Origin of the sequence: Catellatospora sp. TT07R-123 (genome assembly GCF_018327705.1) — a bacterium.
In the GTDB taxonomy this organism is placed as follows: Bacteria; Actinomycetota; Actinomycetes; order Mycobacteriales; family Micromonosporaceae; genus Catellatospora.
Window position 1 is genome coordinate 1,461,068 of record NZ_BNEM01000002.1, and the last position, 19,824, is coordinate 1,480,891.

Consider the following 19,824-nt stretch of genomic DNA (forward strand, 5'->3'; position numbering starts at 1 on the left):
CCGCTCAGGCCGCTGTCGCCGGGTGGGCGACGCGGGCCGCCCGCTCGGCGGCCAGGCCGAGCCCGACCAGGTATGCCCGCCGCTCGCCCCGCTCCACCAGCAGCACTCCGGCGATGAACACCAGCAGCGGGGCGCCGAGCAGGAACACCCACTGGCCCGCCTCAAGCAGCACGGGCGGGTGGAAGCGCACCGTGGAGACCAGGAACCCGTTGAACACGGGCGGCACCGCGATCAGGATGAGCAGCAGCGGAGCCGCCAGCACCAGCAGGCGGCGGCGCAGCGGCGCGGGGATGCCCACCAGGGTCACCAGCAGCAGCGCGAGCCCGCCGAGCGGCTCGAACACCATCGAGATCACGCCGCGTACGCCGAAGTCGCCGTACATGCCGGACACGTTGCGGCCGCCCCAGGCGCCGTAGCCGACGACCCCCTCGGGCAGCCGGTGCACCTCGGCGAGGAGCACCTCGACGGCGGGCAGGACAGCCAGCACCAGCAGCGCCAGCACGGCCGCCGTGGTGCGCGACCGGCCGAGCACGTCCTGCCCGCGGACGCCGCCCCGGGCGGCCAGCACCAGTGCCAGGGCCGCGCTGCCCGCGAACACCAGCGACGGCCACCGCTCGACGAGCGTCTCCGGCTCGCTGAGGTACCGCCCGAACACCGCGGCCGCCTGGCAGCCCGCGACCCCGAGCGCGAGCACGGGTGCCAGCAGGCGGACGCGGGTGAACGCGGCGGCGACCACCAGCGCCCAGCCCGCCGTCAGCACCCACTGACCCAGGGTGAGCCTCAGCGGCTGGTCGATGATGTGCCACCAGAGGAACGGGCCGTCGCCCAGGGCGCGCAGCTGCACGGTCAGCAGCACCATCGACGCCAGCAGACCGTACGCCGCGGCGGCCGCGTGCCAGCGCTGGTCGGGGGCCGGGCCACCGCGACCGCCCAGCCGCAGCCAGAGGGCGCACAGCACGAGATTCGCCGCCTCGCTCAGCCGCGGGAGGCGCTGCCCCGGCCGGGCCCCGGCCAGCAGCACGCCCAGCATCTCGTCCTGGTATTCGTGCCGGTGGGCGGCCGGGAACAGGGCCAGCAGCCGTTCGTACTGCCGTTCCAGCGAGGTGCTCATGCCGCACCCGCCTGCGGGCGCAGCGAGAGCGCGGCCAGCCGTCCGGCCGCCGCGTCGGCGTTGCGGCGCAGGCGCTGCGCCTCCCCGGTGAGCCGCTGCTGCCCGGCCCCCGTGAGCCGGTAGTAGCGGCGCAGCCGGGACTGCACGATCTCCTCCCGGTCGACCTCGATGAGGCCGCCGGAGCGCAGCCGGTCCAGCACCGAGTAGAGCGTGCCGGCGTGCAGGCGCACCTGCCCGCCGGAGATTTCGCGTACGTCTTCGATCACCGCGTACCCGTGTTTCGGCTCGGCCGCCAGGGCCGTGAGGATCAGAAACGCGGGCTCGCCCAGAGGTAGGTCAGCCATGCGCGAAGCATATACGTCTTCCAAACATATTCAACCGCAAGGAATCTGCGGCCGCACCGTCGCGCTTGGACCATTACGGGTCTCTATATGGCATGGAAATTCCTTCATGGTACCGTGGTGCCATGAAGCCTCGTCATCGTCTGCTGCCCCTGGTGGCGACCGCGCTGCTGCTGGCGGGCGGGTGCTCCGCAGCGGGCTCACCTCAGCCGCCCGCCACCGGCACGCCCGCCACCGGGCTGCCGGCGTCCTGCCTGGACGCGCGGACCGTCGGGGACGCGGTCGGGTTCGCGGTGCATGTCGAACCCGCCACGGTCAAACAGACCGCCGACGCCGTGAACTGCACGTTCCTCGCCGACGATCAGGGAGCCAGGCCGGGCGCCAACGTCAGCCTCCTGGTCGCCCCCGCCCGGTTCGCCGAGCGGGCGCTGGCCGACCTCACCGCCGAGGCCGGGCGAGCCGGCACCACCGCGACCGCCGTCCCGGTCGGACACGGGCTGGCGTACGAGTCCGCCCAGCGCACGGCCGCCGCCACGGTGGTGGGCGACCGGCTCATCGGGGTCACCATCGACGGCATGGGCCTGTCCGACCCGAGCGCGGCCCAGGGCGCCGTCCTGGTCCTGCTCGCGAAGATCGCCGCGACGACCGGAGCCTTCGGCTCGACCCCGCCGTCCGCAGGTTCGCCGTCCGCTCCGGCCTCGCCGGCCGCTCACCCCAAGCCGTCGCCGAAGGCCCGGACCAGCGCGTCGCCGACGCACCGGTCCGGCAGGGCGGACGGCGGCCTGGTGTTCGACCCGTTCGACGTCGTACGGTGCACCTGGGTGCCGCGGTTGTTCGTGGACCTGTCCGGGCACGCCCGGCCCGGCGTCGACGTCCGGATCCCGCTGTGGGCCACCCGGCTGACCTCGGACGTGAGCCTGGCGATCCGCGCCGAGCTCAACGGCTCCTCCTACCGCGACACCGCGACCGCGACGGTCCAGCCGCCCGAGTGGCGCGGCTCGGTACACGTCTCCCTGCCGCCCCCGGACACAGGCGACTTCATCAGCGTCGCCATCCAGCTCGACGCCGACAGCGCCCTCGCGAACTCGACCTCCCAGAACACCCGCCGCACCGTCGAAGGCTCACTCCCCACCCCGAGGCCGTCAGGCGAGCAGTCCTTCGCCTGTACCCCGACCTGATCCCGGCGCACGCGACGACCTCGCGCCGGGCGTCACACCACATACGGTGTGGCCACATCGTGGAAGGTGTAGCCACGCAACACATCCCCCGGCCAGAAGGCGCGAAGGCGCCGCGACCACACCCTCCGGCATGCGGGCAAATGATCGCCGCCTGCGGTCACCAGGTTGCGCTGAACCGCGCGGGATGACCGCAGGCGGCGATCATGCCGCGCGGCCGGAGCGCGGGACGCGGCGGTGGGTGGAGCGCGGTGGTGGGTGGAGCGCGGTGGTGTGGGTGGGTGGGTGCGGGGGCGGGTTACGCGGTGGGGCCGAGGGCGCCGGTGAGGGCCGGGGCGGGGGCGGGTTCCTTGAGCTCGACGAAGATCGTGTGGGTGTCGGTGGCGCCGATGTTCTCGCCCACGTGCTCCTGGGCGGACACCCAGCGCGCCTGCCCCGCGGGCAGGTCCACCTCGACCTCGCGGCCGCCGGAGGCGACCCTGCGTCGGAACGCGCTGAGCGTGTACATCACGCTGTCGGGGTGACGGTGCGGATGGGTCCGGTCGCCGGGTCGGTCGCGGTACTCCAGCACCCGTACCCGGTCGTTCTCGAAGATGACGGTGTAGAACTCCGGGTCGGTGACGGCCGGGTCGTGCTCGCTCATGGGCGCTTCCGCTCTGCGAAGCCTGTAGATGGAACTAAGGTACCATGATGATGATGTCGATTCCATATGAGGCGACCGGGCGGGCCAACCAGAAGGCCCGCACCCGGCAGGCGCTGGTGGAGGCGGCCCGGCGGCTGCTCGCCGAAGGGCATACGCCGCAGGTGGAGGACGCGGCCGAGGCGGCGGGGATCTCCCGCACCACCGCCTACCGCTACTTCGCCAACCAGCGCACGCTGTTGCAGGCCGCCCACCCCGACATCTCGCCGATGACCCTGCTCGGCCCGGACGCACCGGCCGCGCTGCCCGCCCGGCTGGACGCGTTCGTCGAGGCGTTCTGCGACTACAACTTCACCTGGCAGCACCAGCTGCGCGCGGCGCTGCGGCTGGCGCTGGAACCCGGCGCGGCCCGGCCGACCCTGCGCCAGGGCCGCGCCGTCGCCTGGGTCGAGGACGCCCTGCAACCGCTGGCCAGGACCCACCCGCAGGTGGACATCCACGAGCTGGCGGTGGCGATCCGGTCCGCGACCGGCATCGAGACGCTGATCTGGCTGACCGACATCGCCGGATACGACCGCGCGCAGGCCACCCGGACCGTCCACCAGACCGCCCGCGCCCTGCTGTCCGCCGCGATGTCCCAGCCCCGCTGACCCGGTCCCGCCCACGGGGCAGAGCGGGGCGCACCCCCATTTTTCTCCCGTCCTCGGGTCAGGGCGCGGCACACCCTGCACTTTCCTCCCGCCCTCGGGTCAGGGCGCGGCACACCCTGCACTTTCCTCCCGCCCTCGGGTCAGGGCGGGGCTCATCGTGCACTTTCGGGGAAACTGCACGAATCCGGGTCGTGATTGCTGCACTTTCCGGGAAAGTGCAGCAATCACGACCCGGGGCGACCCGAGCGACCTGGGGCGACGCGAGGCGGCCCGAGGGCGACGCGGGGTTTGTCAGGGGCGGAAGCGGGTGCCGTAGCGGTCGGCCAGTTCGGCCGCGCGGGCGGCGAAGTCGGCGTGCTGGGCGGCGAAGCGCAGTACGCCGCCGGTCCAGGCCGGATAGCCGATACCGAGGATGGAGCCGATGTTGCCGTCCGCCTCGGACCGCAGCACCCCCTCGTCGAGGCAGCGGCGCGACTCGATCGCCTCCACGAACAGCATCCGGTCCTTGATGTCGGCCAGCGGCGCGGCCCGCCCGGCGTCGGTCGCATACGCGGCCAGCCCCGGCCACAGCCGCGCCCGGCGCCCGTCGGCGTACTCGTAGAAGCCCGCGCCGCCGACGCGGCCGGGGCGCTGGTGCTCGTCGACGAGGGCGTCGATCAGCGCGTGCGCGGGCACGTCGGTGCGCGCCTGCCCCGCCGCCTGGGCCTGGCGGCGGATGCGCTGCATCAGGGTCAGGGTCACCTCGTCGGCCAGAGCCAGCGGCCCGGTCGGGTAGCCCGCCTGGAGCGCCGCGTGCTCGATCGAGGCGGGCGGCACGCCCTCGGCGACCATGGTGATCGCCTCCTCGATGAACGTGCCGATGACCCGGCTGGTGAAGAAGCCGCGGCTGTCGTTGACCACGATCGGCGTCTTGCCGATCAGGCGGCCGAGGTCGAACGCGCGCGCGATCGCCGCGTCGCTCGTCTGCTGCCCGACCACGATCTCCAGCAGCGGCATCTTGTCGACGGGCGAGAAGAAGTGCATGCCGACGACGTCGCCCGGCCGGTCCAGCGGCGCCGCGATCTGGGTGATGGGCAGGGTGGACGTGTTCGAGGCGAGCAGCGCCCCCTCCCCCACGACCGCGCTCACCTCGGCCAGCACCCGGTGCTTGAGGGCTAGGTCCTCGAAGACGGCCTCGATGACGACGTCGCAGCCGGCCAGGTCGGCGACATCGGCGGTGGGCGTGATCCGGTCCAGCAGCGCGGCGGCCCGGTCCGGGCTCAGCCGTCCCTTCGCGACCTGCCCGGCGACGAGCTTCTCGCTGTAGCCGCGCCCCTTGGCCGCCGCCTCCGGGGTCATGTCCTTGAGCAGCACGTCGAGCCCGGCCTTGGCGCAGACGTACGCGATGGCGGCGCCCATCATGCCCGCGCCGAGCACCGCCACCCGCGCGGCGGCGGTCGGCGGCAGCGGCGGCCGGTTGGCACCGGAGTTGACCGTTTTCAGGTCGAAGAACAGCGCGCCGATCATGTTCTTGGCGATCTGCCCGGTCAGCAGGCTCACCAGGTACCGGGTCTCGACGGCGGTGGCGGTGTCGACGTCGACGAGCGCGCCCTCCACCGCGGCGGCGAGGATGGCCTCGGGCGCGGGCAGGCTCGCCCCCTTGAGCTGCTTGCGCAGGTTCGCCGCGTACGCCGGGAGCTGCGCGGCGACCTTGGGGTCGGCCGGGCCGCCGCCGGGGATGCGGAACCCCTTGCGGTCCCAGGGCTGGACGGCGTCGGGGTTGGCCGCGATCCAGGCGCGGGCCGCGGCGAGCATCTCGTCGGCGGTGGCCACGACCTCGTCGGCGAGCCCGGCGTCCTTGGCGTCGGCGGGGCGGAACTGGCGGCCGCTGAGCAGCACGTTCAGCAGGGCCGGGGCCAGGCCGAGCATGCGTACGGTGCGGGTGACGCCGCCCGCGCTGGGCAGCAGCCCGAGGGTGACCTCGGGCAGGCCCAGGCGGCAGCCTTTGGCGTCGAGGACGACGCGGTGGTGGCAGGCCAGGGCGATCTCCAGGCCGCCGCCGAGCGCCGACCCGTTGACGGCGGCGACGACGGGTCGGCCCAGCTTCTCCAGGCGGCGCAGGTCGTGCTTGATCCGGTTGACCATCTCGGTCAGCGCGGGCGCGTCCTCGGGTCGGGCCCGGACCATCAGGTCCAGGTCGCCGCCCGCGAAGAAGGTGGACTTGGCGCTGGTCACGATCACGCCGGTGATGCGGTCGCGCTCGGCTTCGAGGCGGTCGACGGCGGCGCCCATCGCGGTGACGTACCGGTCGTTCATGGTGTTGGCGGACTGTGCCGGGTCGTCCATCGTCAGCGTGACGACGCCGTCGGCGTCCAGGTCGTACGAGATCACGGGTCCGCCTCTCAGCAGCGCTCGATGATGGTGGCGACGCCCATGCCGTCGCCGATGCACAGGGTGATCAGTCCGCGGCGCGCGTCGCGCCGCTCCAGCTCGTCCAGCACCGTGCCGACCAGCATGGCCCCGGTGGCACCCAGTGGATGGCCCAGCGCGATGGCGCCGCCGTTGACGTTGACCCGCTCGGGGTCGAGGTCGAGGTCCTTGCGGTAGCGCAGCACGGCGGCGGCGAACGCCTCGTTCATCTCCCACAGGTCGATGTCGTCGGCGGTCAGGCCCGCGGTGGCCAGGGCCTTGCGGCTGGCCGGGGCGGGGCCGGTGAGCATCAGCGTCGGGTCGGCGCCGCTGACGCCGACCGAGGCGATCCGGGCGCGCGGGGTCAGGCCCAGTTCGCGGCCGACCTGCTCGGAGCCGACGAGCACCAGCGCGGCGCCGTCGACGATGCCGGAGGAGTTCCCGGCGGTGTGCACGTGCTCGATCGACTCCAGCCAGTGGTACTGCCGCAGCGCGACGGCGTCGAAGCCGCCCGCGTCGCCGACCGCCGCGAACGAGGCCGGGAGGGCGCCCAGCCCCGCCATGGTGCTGCCGGGGCGCAGGTGCTCGTCGTGGTCGAGGATCAGGACGCCGTTGCGGTCGCGCACCGGCACGACCGACCGGTCGAACCAGCCTGCCGCCTGGGCGTGCGCGGCCCGCTGCTGGGAGCTCAGGGCGTACGAGTCGACGTCGTCGCGGCTGAAGCCCTCGATGGTCGCGATCAGGTCGGCGCTGATGCCCTGCGGGATGAACGAGGTGGTCAGCGCGGTCTCGGGGTCCATCGCCCAGGCGCCGCCGTCGGAGCCCATCGGCACCCGCGACATCGACTCGACGCCGCCCGCGATGATCAGGTGCTCCCAGCCGGAGCGGACGCGCTGCGCGGCGATGTTGACCGCCTCCAGCCCCGAGGCGCAGAACCGGTCGAGCTGCACGCCGCCGACGTGGTCGGGCAGCCCGGCGGCGAGCGCGGCGGCCTTGGGCAGCACCCCGCCCTGCTCGCCGACCGGGGTGACGATGCCGAGCAGCAGGTCCTCGATGCGCTCGGGGTCGAGGGCGGGGTTGCGCTCGCGCAGGGCGTCGATCAGGCCGGTGACCAGGGTGATCGGCTTGACGCCGTGCAGCGAGCCGGTGGCGCGGCCGCGGCCGCGCGGGGTGCGTACGGCGTCGTAGACGAAAGCTTCAGAGGGCACGGGCCAGCAGCTCCTTCATGATCTCGTTCGTGCCGCCGTAGATCTTCTGCGCGCGGGCGTCGGCGTACATGCGGGCGATCGGGTACTCGGTCATGTAGCCGTATCCGCCGAACAGCTGGAGGCAGCGGTCGATGACGGTGCACTGCGACTCGGTCAGGTGGAACTTGGCCATCGCCGCGGTGGGCAGGTCGAGGCTGCCGTCGAGGTGGCGCCGCACGCAGTCGTCCAGGAACGTCCGCCCGGTGCGGACCAGGGCGGCGCACTCGGCCAGCGTGAACCGGGTGTTCTGCTGGGCGAGCAGCGGCTTGCCGAACGCGGTGCGCTCCTTGGTGTACGCCACGGTCAGCTCCAGCGCCCGCTCCATCGCCGCGACCGCGCCCACCGCGATGACCAGCCGCTCCTGCGGGAGCTGCTGCATCATCTGGACGAAGCCCAGCCCCGGCTGCCCGCCCAGGACGGCGCTGCCCGGCACGCGCATGCCGTCGAAGAACAGCTCAGCGGTGTCGTTGGCCTGCAACCCGATCTTGTGCAGGGTGCGGCCGCGCCGGAAGCCGGGCGGATCGTCGCGCAGGTCGCAGACGAGCAGCGAGATGCCGGAGGCGCCCTGCTCGCGGTCGGTCTTGACGGCCAGCAGCAGCAGGTCGGCGAGCTCTCCGTTGGTGATGAACGTCTTGGCGCCGTGGATGACCAGGTCGTCGCCGTCGGCCTGCGCCCAGGTGCGCATCGACTGGAGGTCCGACCCGCCGGACGGCTCGGTCATCGCGATCGCGCCGACCAGCTCGCCGCCGCACAGGCCGGGCAGGTAGGCGCGTTTCTGCTCCTCGGTGCCGTACGCGGCCAGGTAGCCGGTGACGATGCCGCTGTGCACGGCCAGCCCGAGGCTGACGTCCCCGGAGTACGTCTGCTGTTCGAACAGGACGGTCTCGTGGCTGAAGTCGCCGCCGCCCCCGCCGTACTGCTCGGGCACGGACAGGCCGAGCAGGCCGAGGGCACCGGCGCGGCGGTAGAGCTCGCGGTCGGTGTGCCCCTGCGCGGCGAACTCCTCCGCCCGGGGCGTCACCTCCCGGCTGAAGAACGTGGCGACCGTCTCGGCGAGCGCGTCGTGGTCGGCGCCACGCCAGCCGGACCGGTAACCGTCGAGCCCAGGGATTGCGGGCATGGGACCTCCTGACGTCTCAGCTAGCTTCACGAGTTGTTGGCAGGCTGTCAATAGCGGTCTCCGCGATCAGCCGCGCGCACGTGCCGGGATCGTCGCCGAACGGCAGGTGACCGCAGCCGGGCAGGCGCACGTGGCGTGCCGACGGCAGCGCCGCGGCGGCGCGGCGGGCCTGGCGTACCGGCAGGACCAGGTCGCGGCCGCCCCACGCCACCGTCACCGGGATCCGGTCCAGCGCACCGGGATCGCCGAACCGGTGCCCGGCGAACGCCGCCCGCGCGGCGGCGAAGCCGGGCGCGGCCGCCAGCGCGCGGGCGTCGGCCAGCCCCTCGCCGGGATCGACCTGCCCGGGACGGCCGTAGAACAGGCCGAACAGGACGGACCGGCCCAGACCCGTGGCCGCCAGGCGCGGCAGCGACGGCCCGAGCCCGCGGGCCGCGACCCGGCCGGCGGTGACCGAGGCCTGGCACCAGCGGCGGCCCAGCGGCCCCCAGAATCCGATGGGGGCGAACGCGGTCACCGACCGGGCGAGGCCGCGCCGTCCCAGCTCCAGGGCGACCCCGCCGCCCAGCGAGCTGCCGACCGCATGGAACGGCCGCCCGGCCAGCGCGGCGACCGCGTCGGCGAACGCGGCCACGTCGGCGCGCGGCGCGACCGGCGAGTCCCCGAAGCCGGGCAGGTCGACGGCGAGCACCTCGTACCGCGACTCCAGTGCGGGCAGGACGGGCCGCCACAGGCGCCAGGTGCCACCGAGGCCGTGTACCAGGACCAGCAGCTCGCCCGAGCCGCCGCGATGATGCGAGAGCATCAGCCCACCGTAGTTGTTGACAGGCCGTCAACGACAGGGCACGGTTTCGGCATGTCCCCTCACGGCGACGCCGCCGACCTCGACTACGACGTGCTCGTCATCGGCTCCGGTTTCGGCGGCAGCGTCAGCGCGCTGCGGCTGACCGAGAAGGGCTACCGCGTCGGCGTGCTGGAGACCGGGCGCCGGTTCGCCGACGCCGACTTCGCCAGGACGTCGTGGCGGCTGCGCGACTACCTGTTCGCCCCGGCCCTGGGCTGCTACGGCATCCTGCGCATGACGGTGCTGCCCGACGTGCTGGTGATGACCGGCGCGGGCGTGGGCGGCGGCTCGCTCGGCTACGCCAACACGCTCTACCAGCCGCCGGACGTCTTCTTCGCCGACCCGCAGTGGGCGGGCATCACCGACTGGAAGAGCGAACTCGCGCCGTACTACGACCAGGCCACCCGCATGCTCGGCGTCGCGGTCAACCCGCGGACCACCCCGTCGGACGAGGTGCTGCGCTCGGTCGCGCAGGACATGGGCGTGGGGCACACGTTCCGGCCGACCCCGGTCGGGGTCCTGTTCGGAGCGCAGCCGGGGCAGCCGGTGCCCGACCCGTACTTCGGCGGGGCCGGGCCGCAGCGGACCACCTGCACGTTCTGCGGCTCGTGCATGACCGGGTGCCGGGTCGGCGCCAAGAACACCACCGTCAAGAACTACCTGTACCTGGCCGAACGCGCCGGAGCCGTGGTCCACCCGCTGACCACGGCGGTGTCGGTCGCGCCCCGGCCCGGCGGCGGCTACACGGTGCGGACCGCACGGACCGGCGGCAAGCTGCGCAGACGGTCGCGGACGTTCACCGCCCACCAGGTCGTCATGGCGGCCGGGGCGCTGGGCACGCAGCGGCTGCTGCACCACATGAAGCGCGACGGCACGCTGCCGCACCTGTCCGACCGGCTCGGCGAGCTGAGCCGCACCAACTCCGAGTCGATCCTCGGCCCGCGCACCCGCCGCGACGACGCCGACTTCAGCCAGGGCGTGGCGATCACGTCATCGTTCCACCCGGACGCCGACACCCACATCGAACCGGTCCGCTACGGCCCCGGCAGCAACCTGCTCGGCCTGATGGCCGCCGTCCTGGTCGACGACACCGGCCGGGTGCCGCGCTGGCTGGCCGGGCTGGGCAAGACCTTGGCGAGCTGGCGGGACTGGCCGCGGCTGCTGTGGCCGCGACGCTGGTCGCAGCAGACGATCGTGCTGCTGGCGATGCAGCCCAAGGACAATTCCATCACGGTACGCGCGCGGCGCGGTCCCCTCGGTGGCCAGCGCCTGACCAGCCGCCCGGGGATCGGCGAGCCCGCGCCGCTGTACATCCCCGTCGCGCACGAGGTGACCAGGCGCGTCGCCGAGAAGATCGACGGCGTGCCGATCGGCTCCGTCACCGAGCTGGCGGGACGGCCGGTCACCGGCCACTTCCTCGGCGGGGCGCCGATCGGCGCGGACGCCGGGCAGGGCGTCGTCGACGCGTACCACCGCGTCTTCGGCCACCCGGGCCTGCACGTCGTCGACGGCGCCGTGGTCGCGGCCAACCTCGGGGTGAACCCGTCGCTGACCATCTGCGCCCTGGCCGAACGGGCCCTGGCCATGTGGCCCAACCAGGGCGAACCCGACCCCCGGCCCGGACTCGGTACGGCGTACCGGCCGGTGCGGGCGGTGGCGCCGGTCGCGCCCGTGGTGCCCGAGGGCGCCCCCGGTCGGCTGCGGCTGCCCGGCGACGCCGCCGACAGGTGATAATGGCTCACTGTGCCCGCCGGAACGCCCCCGATGACCAGTGACGCGATGCCGCGCGGCCGGCGGCTGGAGCCCGACGAGCGGCGCGAGCAGATCCTGGCCTGCGCGGTGCGCCTGTTCGGCGAGCGACCGTACGCCGAGGTCAGCACCACCGACATCGCCAACGCCGCGGGCGTGGCCCGAGGGCTGATCAACCACTACTTCGGCACCAAGAAGGGCCTGTTCCTGGAGTCGGTGCGGGTGCTGGTGACGATCCCGGCGGTCGCCGTCGAGCAGCTCCCGCAGGGCGACCTGGCCACCCGGGTCGACGCCAGCGTCTCCTGGTTCCTGGACGTGGTGTCGCGGCACAGCCGGTCGTGGCTGGCCGCGGTCGACGGGGGCGGCGTGGGGCGCGACCCCGACGTCGAGCGGGTGCTCGCCGAGGCCGACGAGATCGCCGTCGACAGCATCCTGGTCGCGGTCGGGCTGGCGCAGGCTCCGGAGCACCGCGGCGAGCTGCGGGCGATGATCCGGGCGTACTGCGGGCTGGCCAAGGCGACCGCGCGCGAGTGGCTGGAACGCGACGCGCTCGACCGCGAGCAGGCGCACCGGCTGCTGGCCACGACCCTGATCACGATGGTGGAGCAGGTGTTCCCGACCCTGGGTCCGCGGTAGCGCCGACCTCCGGGCCTATTGGCAGTCGGCCAACAAGCTGCTACGTTCCGGCCGTGACACGCGTTGCCATCATCGGCGCCGGGTTCGGCGGCATCGCCGCGGCGCACCTGCTGCGCCAGGCCGGATTCACCGACCTGACCGTCTTCGAGCAGGCCGGCGACGTCGGCGGAGTGTGGCGCGACAACACCTACCCCGGCTGCGCCTGCGACATCCCGGCGCCGCTGTACTCGTACTCGTTCGCGCTCAATCCGGACTGGACGCAGCGCTTCCCGCCGCACACCGAGATCCTCGCCTACCTGCGCCGCTGCGTCGCCGACCTCGGCCTGACCCCGCACCTGCGGCTCGGCCACGGCATCGCCGAGGCAGGCTGGACCGGCACCCGCTGGCGCCTCACCGCCGCCGACGGCACCACCGAGGAGTACGACGTCCTCGTCCCCGCCCTGGGCCAGCTGTCGCAACCGGTCGTGCCCAGACTCGACGGGGCGGCCGACTTCACCGGCCGGGCCGTGCACACGGCCCGCTGGGACGAGACCGTGACCGTCGCCGGGCGGCGGGTCGGCGTGGTCGGCACGGGCGCCAGCGCGATCCAGCTCGTGCCGGCGATCGCCGACGCCGCCGCGAGCGTGACCGTCTTCCAGCGCACGGCGCCCTGGACGCTGCCCAAACCCAACCGCCGCTACGGCCGCGTCCGCCGGGCGCTGAACCGGCGCCTGCCGGTGCTGATGCGCGCCTCGCGGGCGGGCACCTGGCTGCTGACCGTGGTCACCGGCAAGGCCGTCACCGGCAACCCGCTCGCGCGGTTCGCCGTCGGCACGCTGTCACGGGCGCAGCGGCTGGTGCAGGCGCGCGGGCTGCGGGCGCGGGTCACCCCGGACTACGCGATGGGCTGCAAGCGGGTGCTGTTCACCGGCGACTGGTTCCGTACGCTGCGCCGCCCCGACGTGCACCTGGTCACCGCCGGCGTCGAGCGGCTCACCCCGGCCGGCGTACGCACCGACGACGGCGTCGAGCACCCGCTCGACCTGCTGGTCTACGGGACCGGGTTCGCCGCGGCGGAGTTCCTGGCGTCGCTGCGGGTGCTGGGGCGCGACGGGCGGGTGCTGGCCGAGCAGTGGCGCGACGGGGCGTACGCGCACCTGGGCATCGCCGTGCCGGGCTTCCCCAACATGTTCCTGATGTACGGGCCCAACACGAACACGGGCAACACGTCGGTCGTGTACTTCCACGAGGCGCAGGCGCGGTACATCGTCCAGGCGGTGGCGGCAGTGGCGGCGAACGGGCCGCTGGAGGTGCGGGGGGAGGTAGCGGCGGAATTCGACGCCGAGATGCAGCGGCGGCTGACGGACAGCGTGTGGACCGGCTGCGACAGCTGGTACCGCAGCGGCACCGGCCGGATCGTCACCAACTGGCCCGGCATGGCGAGCGAGTACGCCGCCCGCACCCGCCACTTCCACCCCACCGACTACACCACCCCCACCCCCACCTGACCCCACCCACTCCCACTCCCGCCCACGGTCCTGGTCCCAGCCCTGACCCCAGCCCCAGCCCTGGTCCTAGCCCTGGTCCCGACCCCGACCCCGACCCCGACCCCGGCCCTGGTCCTGGTCCCGGTCCTGGTCCCGGCCCTGGTCCCGGCTTGGCCCCGGTCCTGGCCTGGCCCCATTCCCTGCTCGAGCCCGGCCCCTTCTCCCGGCCCGGCCCAGCCCGGCTCCGGCTCCGGCTCCGGCTCCGGCTCCGGCTCCGGCTCCGGCTCCGGCTCCATGATCGCTGTCGTCGGTCAGAAGGTGCTTGTTCAGAGCACATTTAGACCGCCAACAGCGATCATGATGGATGTGGGCGACCTTGATCGCCGATTTTGGACAGAATGCGCACGCTGGGGTCCAACAGATGAGACGCGAGCGGCCGCGATCGCGATACCGGCACCGAGCAGAGCCCTTGATCGCTGTTTGCGGCAGAGGAACGCGCATGCCGATCGACAGATCGGGCGCCCCCGACCCGTTTTTCATAGACGCCGGCCTATTACATCGACTGAAACTTGATCATCTTCAACGTAATAGGCCATCGTCTATGAAAAGCGGGTCGGGGCGTGACGGGGCCGCGGGTGAGGACCTGAGCCACGGGTGAGGGCCTGAACCGCGGGTAAATGGGCCACGGGTGAGGGGCTGCGGGTGACGGGTGAGGGGCCGCAGGTGATGGGCCGCGAGTGAGGGTGATGGGTTGTGGTTACTGGGGTGGTGGGGTGGTGCCGAAGCGCATGCGGAAGTCGGCGGCGGTGAGGGAGAGCAGCGGGCGGCGGCCGGCGAGGAAGCCGAGCGGGCCGTCGGGGGCGATCTGCCAGGTCAGGCGGCTCGGGCCGCAGCGGGCGACAGCGCGTACCGGCGTCGTCAGCGCGCGCCCGCGCAGCGCCTGGACCACCCGGAATCCGATGGGCAGCCGCAGGCCCAGCCGGGACCGGCGGATCACCGCCGTCGCGATCGGCTGCCCGCCCGTGACCGCGGCGGCGTCCGTACCGGTCAGCTCGAACTCGGCCAGGTCCTTGGGAATCCCCCACAGCTCCCGGCCTCCGTCGCGCGAGTCGGCGCTGTCGACCCAGATGTGGGTGATCGTGACGCGGGACCGCAGCCCGGCCCGCATCAGGACCGCGCTCAGCAGCTCGCGGTAGGACATGTCCCCACCCTGCTGGTAGTCGACCCACGCGGTGCCGACCACGGCATACCGTCCGATGCGGACGGGACGGACGGCGGCGGCGACCTCGGCCGGTATCGGCGGCAGCCGGTCGGCGGGAAGCAGCCACACCGACACGTGCAGCTGCCCGTGCAGCGACCACGGTTGCGGCGGATACGCCATCGCACCTCCCCGCTCGCACCTACCCGACGTCGGCACTCTACGCCTCTTGACAGGCTGCCAACAAGAAGCGGTAAATGGCTGCACAGGAAACAGCGTTCCATCCAGCGATACACGAAAGGCGGTACGTGCACGATGTCCCTACGACGCCTGATCAGCCTGTCCGCCCTGCTCGCAGCGGTCGCCATCACCGTCCCCGCCCAGTCGGCGGGCGCGGCGGCGACCTGGACGCAAGTCAGTAACACCGTCGACGTCTCCTGCGCGGCGTTCACCTACCACCCGGCGGCGGACTGGTTCCTCCCCGCCACGACCAGCCCGAAGGGCCTGGTCTACCTCCAGCACGGCTTCTCGCGGTCCAACGGCAACATGGCCGACCTCGCCGAGCACTACGCGGCGGCCGGGTTCGTCGTGTTCGCCCCGACGCTGCCGTCGGCCGACATCTTCGGCTGCACGGTCAGCAACCTCGGCAACAACGCGCCGTTCCTGAACAACGTCGCCGCGCTGCTGGGCACCGCGAACAACGCCTCGGGCGCGCTGGCGCGCAGCTATGCCAACGCCGCCGCGAAGGCCGGGCGGTCGGGCACCAGCCTGCCGACCACGTACGTCATCGCGGGCCACTCGGCCGGCGGCGAGGTCGCCGCGTACGTCGCCAACCGGCTGCGCAGCACGTATCCGAGCCAGTACGCCCGGGTCGCGCTCGTGCAGCTGCTCGACCCGGTGAAGTCGTTCATCGGGTCCAACATGCCCACCGGCCTCAAGGGGATCGCCCCGACCGGCGTCCCGGTCTACGCGATCTCGTCCCCGCCGTACACCGCGAACAGCAACGCCAACGGCACCGTCGAGCTCACCGGCGACCTGCACCGGCCGTTCCTCGGCGTACGGCTGAGCACGGGCTGCCACTGCGACGCCGAGGGCGCCAGCACGGACGGGGCGTGCACGCTGACCGCCGGCACGCCGCAGCAGCAGAACATCGCGGCGTTGCAGACCCTGGCCGTGGCCTGGGCCACCGACGCGGCCACCGGCACGGTGACCGGCGGCTACTACCCCGGCGGCGCCTACTACGACTCGCTCGTCGCCGCGGGCGTCACCCAGACGCTCAGCGGTTCGTGACCCGCCCCGGCCGGGGGTGCCGCACCGGCTCCCCCGGCCGGGCCGTCCCCTGGAGACACCCATGACCAACCCGGCGAGCCTGTGCGCCGTGTTCCAGCAGACCGCGGCCCGTACGCCCGACGCCGTCGCCCTGCGCGACCACGTCCGCGGCACCGTCCTGACCTGGTCGCAGTATGCCGCCGAGGTCGCCGCCCTGGCCGCGGGCCTGGCCGGGGCCGGGCTGCGCCGGGGCGGCACGATCGCGCTGATGCTCGGCAACCGCCCCGAGTTCCACCTGGCCGACCTGGCCGCCGTGCACCTGGGCGCGACACCGGTGTCGGTGTACAACACCTCCTCGCCCGAGCAGCTCGCCCACGTGCTGCGCGACAGCGGCGCCCGCGTGGCCGTCACCGAGCAGCAGTACCTGCCCCGCGTCCTGGCCTGCGGCGTGCCCCTGGACCTGGTGGTCTGCGTGGACGGCGCCGCGCCGGGCGCGGTCGGGCTGCCGGAGCTGAAGGCCATGGCCCCGGCCGGTTTCGACTTCGCCGCCGCGTGGGCCGCCGTCGGGCCCGACGACCTGCTGACCGTCATCTACACCTCGGGCACGACCGGGCTGCCCAAGGGCGTCGAGCTGACGCACGCGAACCTGCTGGCCGAGATCGACGGGCTGACGCGGGTGGTGGACCTGCGCGCCGACGACGTCGGCCTGTCCTACCTGCCCGCCGCGCACATCGCCGACCGGCTGGCCAGCCATTACATCCCCATCGTGTACGGCCTCCAGATCGTGTGCCTGTCCGACCTGGCCCGCCTCGGCGAGGCGTTGCAGCAGGTGCGGCCCACGTTCTGGGCCGCGGTGCCCCGGGTGCTGGAGAAGATGCGCGCCCGGGTCGAGGACGCGCTGGCCACCGCCCCGGCGCCACGCCGGTGGGCGCTGCGCGCCGCGATGCGCCTGGCCAGGAGCCCGCGGCGCGGGTTCGCGCACCGGCTGGCGGACCGGGCCGTGCTGGCCAAGGTGCGGGCGCAGCTCGGTCTGGACCGCGCCCGCTGGGTGATGTCCGGGGCGGCGCCGCTGCCCCCGGCGGTGCTGGCGTACTTCCTGGAGCTGGGAGTGCTGGTCTGCGACGTGTGGGGCATGACCGAGACCTGCGGGGTGGCGACGCTGAACCCGCCGTCGGCGATCCGGCCCCGGACCGTCGGGCGCGCCCTGCCAGGGGTCGAGCTGCGGCTGGCCGAGGACGGCGAGCTGCTGGTGCGGGGTGCGATCACGACCCGGGGCTACCGGGGCGACCCGGCGCGCACGGCGGAGCTGTTCGAGGACGGCTGGCTGCGCACCGGTGACGTCGCCACCGTCGACGCGGACGGGTACGTCAGCATCGTCGGGCGCAAGAAGGAACTGATCATCAACGCGGCGGGCAAGAACATGTCGCCGGTTGCGATCGAGAGCGCGCTGCTGTCGGCGTGCCCGCTGGTCGGGACGGTGGCGGTGGTCGGCGACGGGCGGCCGTACAACGTGGCGCTGGTCGTGCTCGACGCCGACGCCCTGGCCGCGCTGCGCCGCCGCGATCCGGCCGCCGACCCGCGGGCGCTCGTCGCCGACGGCGTGGCGGCGGCCAACAGTACGCTGTCCCGCGTCGAGCAGATCAAGAAGTTCGTGATCCTGCCCGGACCGTGGGAGCCCGGCGGCGACGAGCTCACCCCGACCCTGAAACTGCGCCGCTCGGCCGTGTCCGCCAAGTACACCGCCGAGATCGAGCAGCTGTACCCGAGCTCAGGAGCATCATGACCGACGGCACCGCCCACCAGCCGACCGGACCGCTGCGCGGGCTGCGGGTGCTGGAACTGGCCGGGCTCGGGCCCGCCCCGTTCAGCGCCATGCACCTGGCCGACCTGGGCGCCGACGTGGTGCGCGTCGACCGGCCCGAGGGCAGCATCGTGCCCGTGGCGCCCCGGTTCGACCTGCTCAACCGGGGCAAGCGGTCGATCGCGCTGGACCTGAAGGACCCGGCCGGGCTGGAGACGGCGCTGCGGCTGGTGGAGCGGGCCGACGTGCTCGTCGAGGGCTACCGGCCCGGGGTCGCCGAGCGGCTCGGCCTCGGCCCGGACGCGTGCCTGGCCCGCCAGCCCCGCCTGGTGTACGGCCGGATGACCGGCTGGGGCCAGGACGGCCCGCGCGCCCACACCGCCGGGCACGACCTCACCTACCTGGCCGTGACCGGGGTGCTCGACGCCATCGGCCGGGCGGACGGGCCGCCGCAGATCCCGCTGAACCTGCTCGGCGACTTCGGCGGCGGCGCGCTCTACCTGGTGACGGGCATTCTCGCGGCGCTGTGGGAGGTCCAGGCCGGCGGTCGGGGCCAGGTCGTGGACGCGGCCATCGTCGACGGTACGGCGCACCTGGCCACCCTCGTGGCGGGGCTGCGCGCGGGCGGTGCCTGGCGCGACCGGCGCGGCGGCAACCTGCTCGACTCGGGCGCCCCGTTCTACGACGTGTACGCCACCGCCGACGGCGGCCACATGGCCGTGGCCGCGCTGGAGCCGCAGTTCTTCGCGGTGTTCGCGCAGCGCCTGGGCTTGGACGAGGCGGAGGCGGCGGCCCGGTTCGACCCGAGGGAGTGGCCGCGGCTGCGGGCCGCGATCGCCGAGCGGTTCGCCCGGCGCACCCGCGCGGAGTGGGCCGAGATCTTCGACGACGGCGACGGGTGCGTGGCGCCGGTGCTGTCGTGGACCGAGGCGCCCGCCGATCCGCAGCTGCACGCGCGGGCGACGTACGTGGAGCACGACGGGGTGGTGCAGCCCGCGCCCGCGCCGCGGTTCTCGCGTACGCCGGCGGCGCTGGGCCTGCCCCCGGCGGAGCCGGGTGAGCACTCGGCGCAGGTGCTGGCCGACTGGCTCGGCGACTGACGCGACCGCCGAGCCGGGCGGAGCTGTGCGGGGCGGTCCTCAGTTGCCGAGGACCGCTTCGATCTCCAGCTCGAAGTCGACGCGGTGCTCCTTGAACCACTCCAGCGGCTTCTGCACGACGCCGTTGGAGTAGACCTCCAGGCGCAGGTGAGTGCCGTAGGACAGGCCGGTGTTGCCGACCAGCGCCACGGTCTGGCCCGCCTCCACCCGCTGGCCGACGTGCACGAGCACGTGGCTGGCGTGGGCGTACAGGACGCGGATGCCCTCGCCGTGGTCGACGATGACCGAGTAGCCGTAGGCGCCGTTCCAGCCCGCCTGCACGACGGTGCCGCGGTGCACCGCGCCGATCGCGCTGCCCTCGGCGGGGCCGACCAGGTCGAGGCCCTGGTGGGACTTGTTCCAGTCGGACTTGAACCGCGAGGTCAGCTTGAAGTCGTGCAGCGGCAGCACCCACGCGTCGGGGTCGCGGTCGTCGGTGGTGACCGCCTCGCGGGTGTCGGACCGGCTGGCCCGGTCGGCGACGGCGGCACGGTCGGACGCGGCCCCGGTCGAGTACGCCGAGACCTCGATGCCGTAGGGGTCGGTCTTGCCGTCGTCGACGGTCGCTCCGGCGCCGAGGGCGACGACGCCCGCTCCGGCTACGGCGGTGGCCAGCACGGCGACGTACCGGGTCCGGGGCGGGGTGTCGACACGTCGGCGCCCCCGGTATCGGTCGCTCTCTTTCGACAGCGCAGGCCGGTACTGCAACACACACTCTCCGTAGCGTCGCGGTGATCCTATGTGCAGGTTCACCTTTGCGTGCTCTTTCAAGACCTGCACCAACGTAACGGCCCGTCACCGAGGGGACAACCCCGGCGATTGCGCAGACTTCCCGGCTGAGCACCATCAAGCCTGGTGCGGCGCCCGCGAGCGCCGAAAATCAGCACGCACGAATGTGATCGTTTCGACACCTCCAGACGACCGTCCTACCCCACAAAAAGGACATAACGCCCCGCCCCGCCGTCCGTGCGCCCGGCGGGGCGGGTGCACTTTCGGGGAAAGTGCTGGAATCTTGGGCACGATTCGTGCACTTTCCCCCAAAATGCAGGA

Annotated in this window: 17 protein-coding genes; 8 read left to right on the plus strand and 9 right to left on the minus strand. The window is 73.4% G+C overall.

Annotated elements, in window-relative coordinates; genetic code table 11:
* Positions 1-4: 4 nt before the first annotated feature.
* Both Cs7R123_RS26500 and Cs7R123_RS26505 read right to left on the minus strand, forming a co-directional pair.
* Positions 5-1,111, minus strand: coding sequence for a hypothetical protein (locus Cs7R123_RS26500; RefSeq protein ID WP_212830413.1), 1,107 nt, complete (start codon positions 1,109-1,111; stop codon positions 5-7).
* The gene (locus Cs7R123_RS26505; RefSeq protein WP_212830414.1) at positions 1,108-1,455 is read right to left on the minus strand and encodes a PadR family transcriptional regulator; all 348 of its coding nucleotides are present in this window, start codon (positions 1,453-1,455) and stop codon (positions 1,108-1,110) included. Before Cs7R123_RS26505 ends, Cs7R123_RS26500 begins: the two co-directional genes overlap by 4 nt.
* Before the next feature lie 122 nt (positions 1,456-1,577).
* On the opposite strand from Cs7R123_RS26505, the gene Cs7R123_RS26510 reads away from it, so the two are divergent.
* Positions 1,578-2,630, plus strand: coding sequence for a hypothetical protein (locus Cs7R123_RS26510; protein ID WP_212830415.1), 1,053 nt, complete (start codon positions 1,578-1,580; stop codon positions 2,628-2,630).
* A gap of 295 nt (positions 2,631-2,925) precedes the next feature.
* On the opposite strand, the gene Cs7R123_RS26515 is transcribed toward Cs7R123_RS26510, so the two are convergent.
* Positions 2,926-3,270, minus strand: a complete 345-nt coding sequence (locus Cs7R123_RS26515) for a cytoplasmic protein (RefSeq protein WP_212830416.1) — start codon at positions 3,268-3,270, stop codon at positions 2,926-2,928.
* Positions 3,271-3,323: 53 nt separating this feature from the next.
* On the opposite strand from Cs7R123_RS26515, the gene Cs7R123_RS26520 reads away from it, so the two are divergent.
* The gene (locus tag Cs7R123_RS26520) at positions 3,324-3,917 is read left to right on the plus strand and encodes a TetR/AcrR family transcriptional regulator (protein ID WP_212830417.1); all 594 of its coding nucleotides are present in this window, start codon (positions 3,324-3,326) and stop codon (positions 3,915-3,917) included.
* A 291-nt stretch (positions 3,918-4,208) separates the two neighbouring features.
* Here the strand turns inward: Cs7R123_RS26520 and Cs7R123_RS26525 are convergent, their stop codons facing one another.
* From Cs7R123_RS26525 to Cs7R123_RS26540, 4 genes are read right to left on the minus strand one after another with little or no spacing between them, the layout of a single operon-like run.
* Positions 4,209-6,287 carry a 3-hydroxyacyl-CoA dehydrogenase NAD-binding domain-containing protein gene (locus tag Cs7R123_RS26525; protein ID WP_212830418.1) on the minus strand — a complete coding sequence of 693 codons (2,079 nt, stop codon included), beginning with the start codon at positions 6,285-6,287 and terminating at the stop codon, positions 4,209-4,211.
* An 11-nt stretch (positions 6,288-6,298) separates the two neighbouring features.
* A complete protein-coding gene (locus Cs7R123_RS26530; RefSeq protein WP_212830419.1) occupies positions 6,299-7,513 on the minus strand; it encodes an acetyl-CoA C-acetyltransferase in 1,215 nt (404 codons plus the stop codon).
* Positions 7,503-8,672 (minus strand): acyl-CoA dehydrogenase family protein, encoded by a 1,170-nt coding sequence (locus tag Cs7R123_RS26535; protein ID WP_212830420.1) that lies wholly within the window; start codon positions 8,670-8,672, stop codon positions 7,503-7,505. The genes Cs7R123_RS26530 and Cs7R123_RS26535 overlap by 11 nt, the downstream gene beginning before the upstream one ends.
* A gap of 16 nt (positions 8,673-8,688) precedes the next feature.
* Positions 8,689-9,477, minus strand: a complete 789-nt coding sequence (locus tag Cs7R123_RS26540; protein ID WP_212830421.1) for an alpha/beta fold hydrolase — start codon at positions 9,475-9,477, stop codon at positions 8,689-8,691.
* Between the two features lie 51 nt (positions 9,478-9,528).
* Between Cs7R123_RS26540 and Cs7R123_RS26545 the strand changes: the two genes are divergently transcribed.
* The 3 genes from Cs7R123_RS26545 to Cs7R123_RS26555 are packed head-to-tail and all read left to right on the plus strand — an operon-like array spanning position 9,529 to position 13,388.
* Positions 9,529-11,247, plus strand: a complete 1,719-nt coding sequence (locus tag Cs7R123_RS26545) for a GMC oxidoreductase (protein WP_212830422.1) — start codon at positions 9,529-9,531, stop codon at positions 11,245-11,247.
* Between the two features lie 33 nt (positions 11,248-11,280).
* A complete protein-coding gene (locus tag Cs7R123_RS26550) occupies positions 11,281-11,901 on the plus strand; it encodes a TetR/AcrR family transcriptional regulator (RefSeq protein WP_212830423.1) in 621 nt (206 codons plus the stop codon).
* Between the two features lie 53 nt (positions 11,902-11,954).
* Positions 11,955-13,388 carry an NAD(P)/FAD-dependent oxidoreductase gene (locus tag Cs7R123_RS26555; RefSeq protein WP_212830424.1) on the plus strand — a complete coding sequence of 478 codons (1,434 nt, stop codon included), beginning with the start codon at positions 11,955-11,957 and terminating at the stop codon, positions 13,386-13,388.
* A gap of 736 nt (positions 13,389-14,124) precedes the next feature.
* Here Cs7R123_RS26555 and Cs7R123_RS26560 read toward each other — a convergent pair.
* On the minus strand, positions 14,125-14,748 hold the full coding sequence (locus Cs7R123_RS26560) for an acetoacetate decarboxylase family protein (RefSeq protein WP_212830425.1): 624 nt from the start codon (positions 14,746-14,748) through the stop codon (positions 14,125-14,127).
* Positions 14,749-14,880: 132 nt separating this feature from the next.
* Here Cs7R123_RS26560 and Cs7R123_RS26565 point away from each other — a divergent pair, with 132 nt between their 5' ends.
* From Cs7R123_RS26565 to Cs7R123_RS26575, 3 genes are all read left to right on the plus strand, one after another.
* A complete protein-coding gene (locus Cs7R123_RS26565; RefSeq protein ID WP_212830426.1) occupies positions 14,881-15,855 on the plus strand; it encodes an alpha/beta hydrolase in 975 nt (324 codons plus the stop codon).
* A 61-nt stretch (positions 15,856-15,916) separates the two neighbouring features.
* Positions 15,917-17,617 (plus strand): long-chain fatty acid--CoA ligase, encoded by a 1,701-nt coding sequence (locus Cs7R123_RS26570; protein WP_212830427.1) that lies wholly within the window; start codon positions 15,917-15,919, stop codon positions 17,615-17,617.
* Complete coding sequence (locus Cs7R123_RS26575; protein ID WP_212830428.1) at positions 17,614-18,735, plus strand: CaiB/BaiF CoA-transferase family protein; 1,122 nt, start codon at positions 17,614-17,616, stop codon at positions 18,733-18,735. The genes Cs7R123_RS26570 and Cs7R123_RS26575 overlap by 4 nt, the downstream gene beginning before the upstream one ends.
* A gap of 39 nt (positions 18,736-18,774) precedes the next feature.
* Here Cs7R123_RS26575 and Cs7R123_RS26580 read toward each other — a convergent pair whose 3' ends face one another.
* A complete protein-coding gene (locus Cs7R123_RS26580) occupies positions 18,775-19,485 on the minus strand; it encodes a M23 family metallopeptidase (protein WP_244872164.1) in 711 nt (236 codons plus the stop codon).
* Positions 19,486-19,824 lie beyond the last annotated feature (339 nt).

Excerpts from the sequence above, each read along its gene's own strand:
- Cs7R123_RS26500 (WP_212830413.1), bottom strand. The coding sequence starts at position 1,111 with ATGAGCACCTCGCTGGAACGGCAGTACGAACGGCTGCTGGCCCTGTTC.
- Cs7R123_RS26505 (WP_212830414.1), bottom strand. The coding sequence starts at position 1,455 with ATGGCTGACCTACCTCTGGGCGAGCCCGCGTTTCTGATCCTCACGGCC.
- Cs7R123_RS26510 (WP_212830415.1), top strand. The coding sequence starts at position 1,578 with ATGAAGCCTCGTCATCGTCTGCTGCCCCTGGTGGCGACCGCGCTGCTG.
- Cs7R123_RS26515 (WP_212830416.1), bottom strand. The coding sequence starts at position 3,270 with ATGAGCGAGCACGACCCGGCCGTCACCGACCCGGAGTTCTACACCGTC.
- Cs7R123_RS26520 (WP_212830417.1), top strand. The coding sequence starts at position 3,324 with ATGTCGATTCCATATGAGGCGACCGGGCGGGCCAACCAGAAGGCCCGC.
- Cs7R123_RS26535 (WP_212830420.1), bottom strand. The coding sequence starts at position 8,672 with ATGCCCGCAATCCCTGGGCTCGACGGTTACCGGTCCGGCTGGCGTGGC.
- Cs7R123_RS26540 (WP_212830421.1), bottom strand. The coding sequence starts at position 9,477 with ATGCTCTCGCATCATCGCGGCGGCTCGGGCGAGCTGCTGGTCCTGGTA.
- Cs7R123_RS26545 (WP_212830422.1), top strand. The coding sequence starts at position 9,529 with ATGTCCCCTCACGGCGACGCCGCCGACCTCGACTACGACGTGCTCGTC.
- Cs7R123_RS26550 (WP_212830423.1), top strand. The coding sequence starts at position 11,281 with ATGACCAGTGACGCGATGCCGCGCGGCCGGCGGCTGGAGCCCGACGAG.
- Cs7R123_RS26560 (WP_212830425.1), bottom strand. The coding sequence starts at position 14,748 with ATGGCGTATCCGCCGCAACCGTGGTCGCTGCACGGGCAGCTGCACGTG.
- Cs7R123_RS26565 (WP_212830426.1), top strand. The coding sequence starts at position 14,881 with ATGTCCCTACGACGCCTGATCAGCCTGTCCGCCCTGCTCGCAGCGGTC.
- Cs7R123_RS26570 (WP_212830427.1), top strand. The coding sequence starts at position 15,917 with ATGACCAACCCGGCGAGCCTGTGCGCCGTGTTCCAGCAGACCGCGGCC.
- Cs7R123_RS26575 (WP_212830428.1), top strand. The coding sequence starts at position 17,614 with ATGACCGACGGCACCGCCCACCAGCCGACCGGACCGCTGCGCGGGCTG.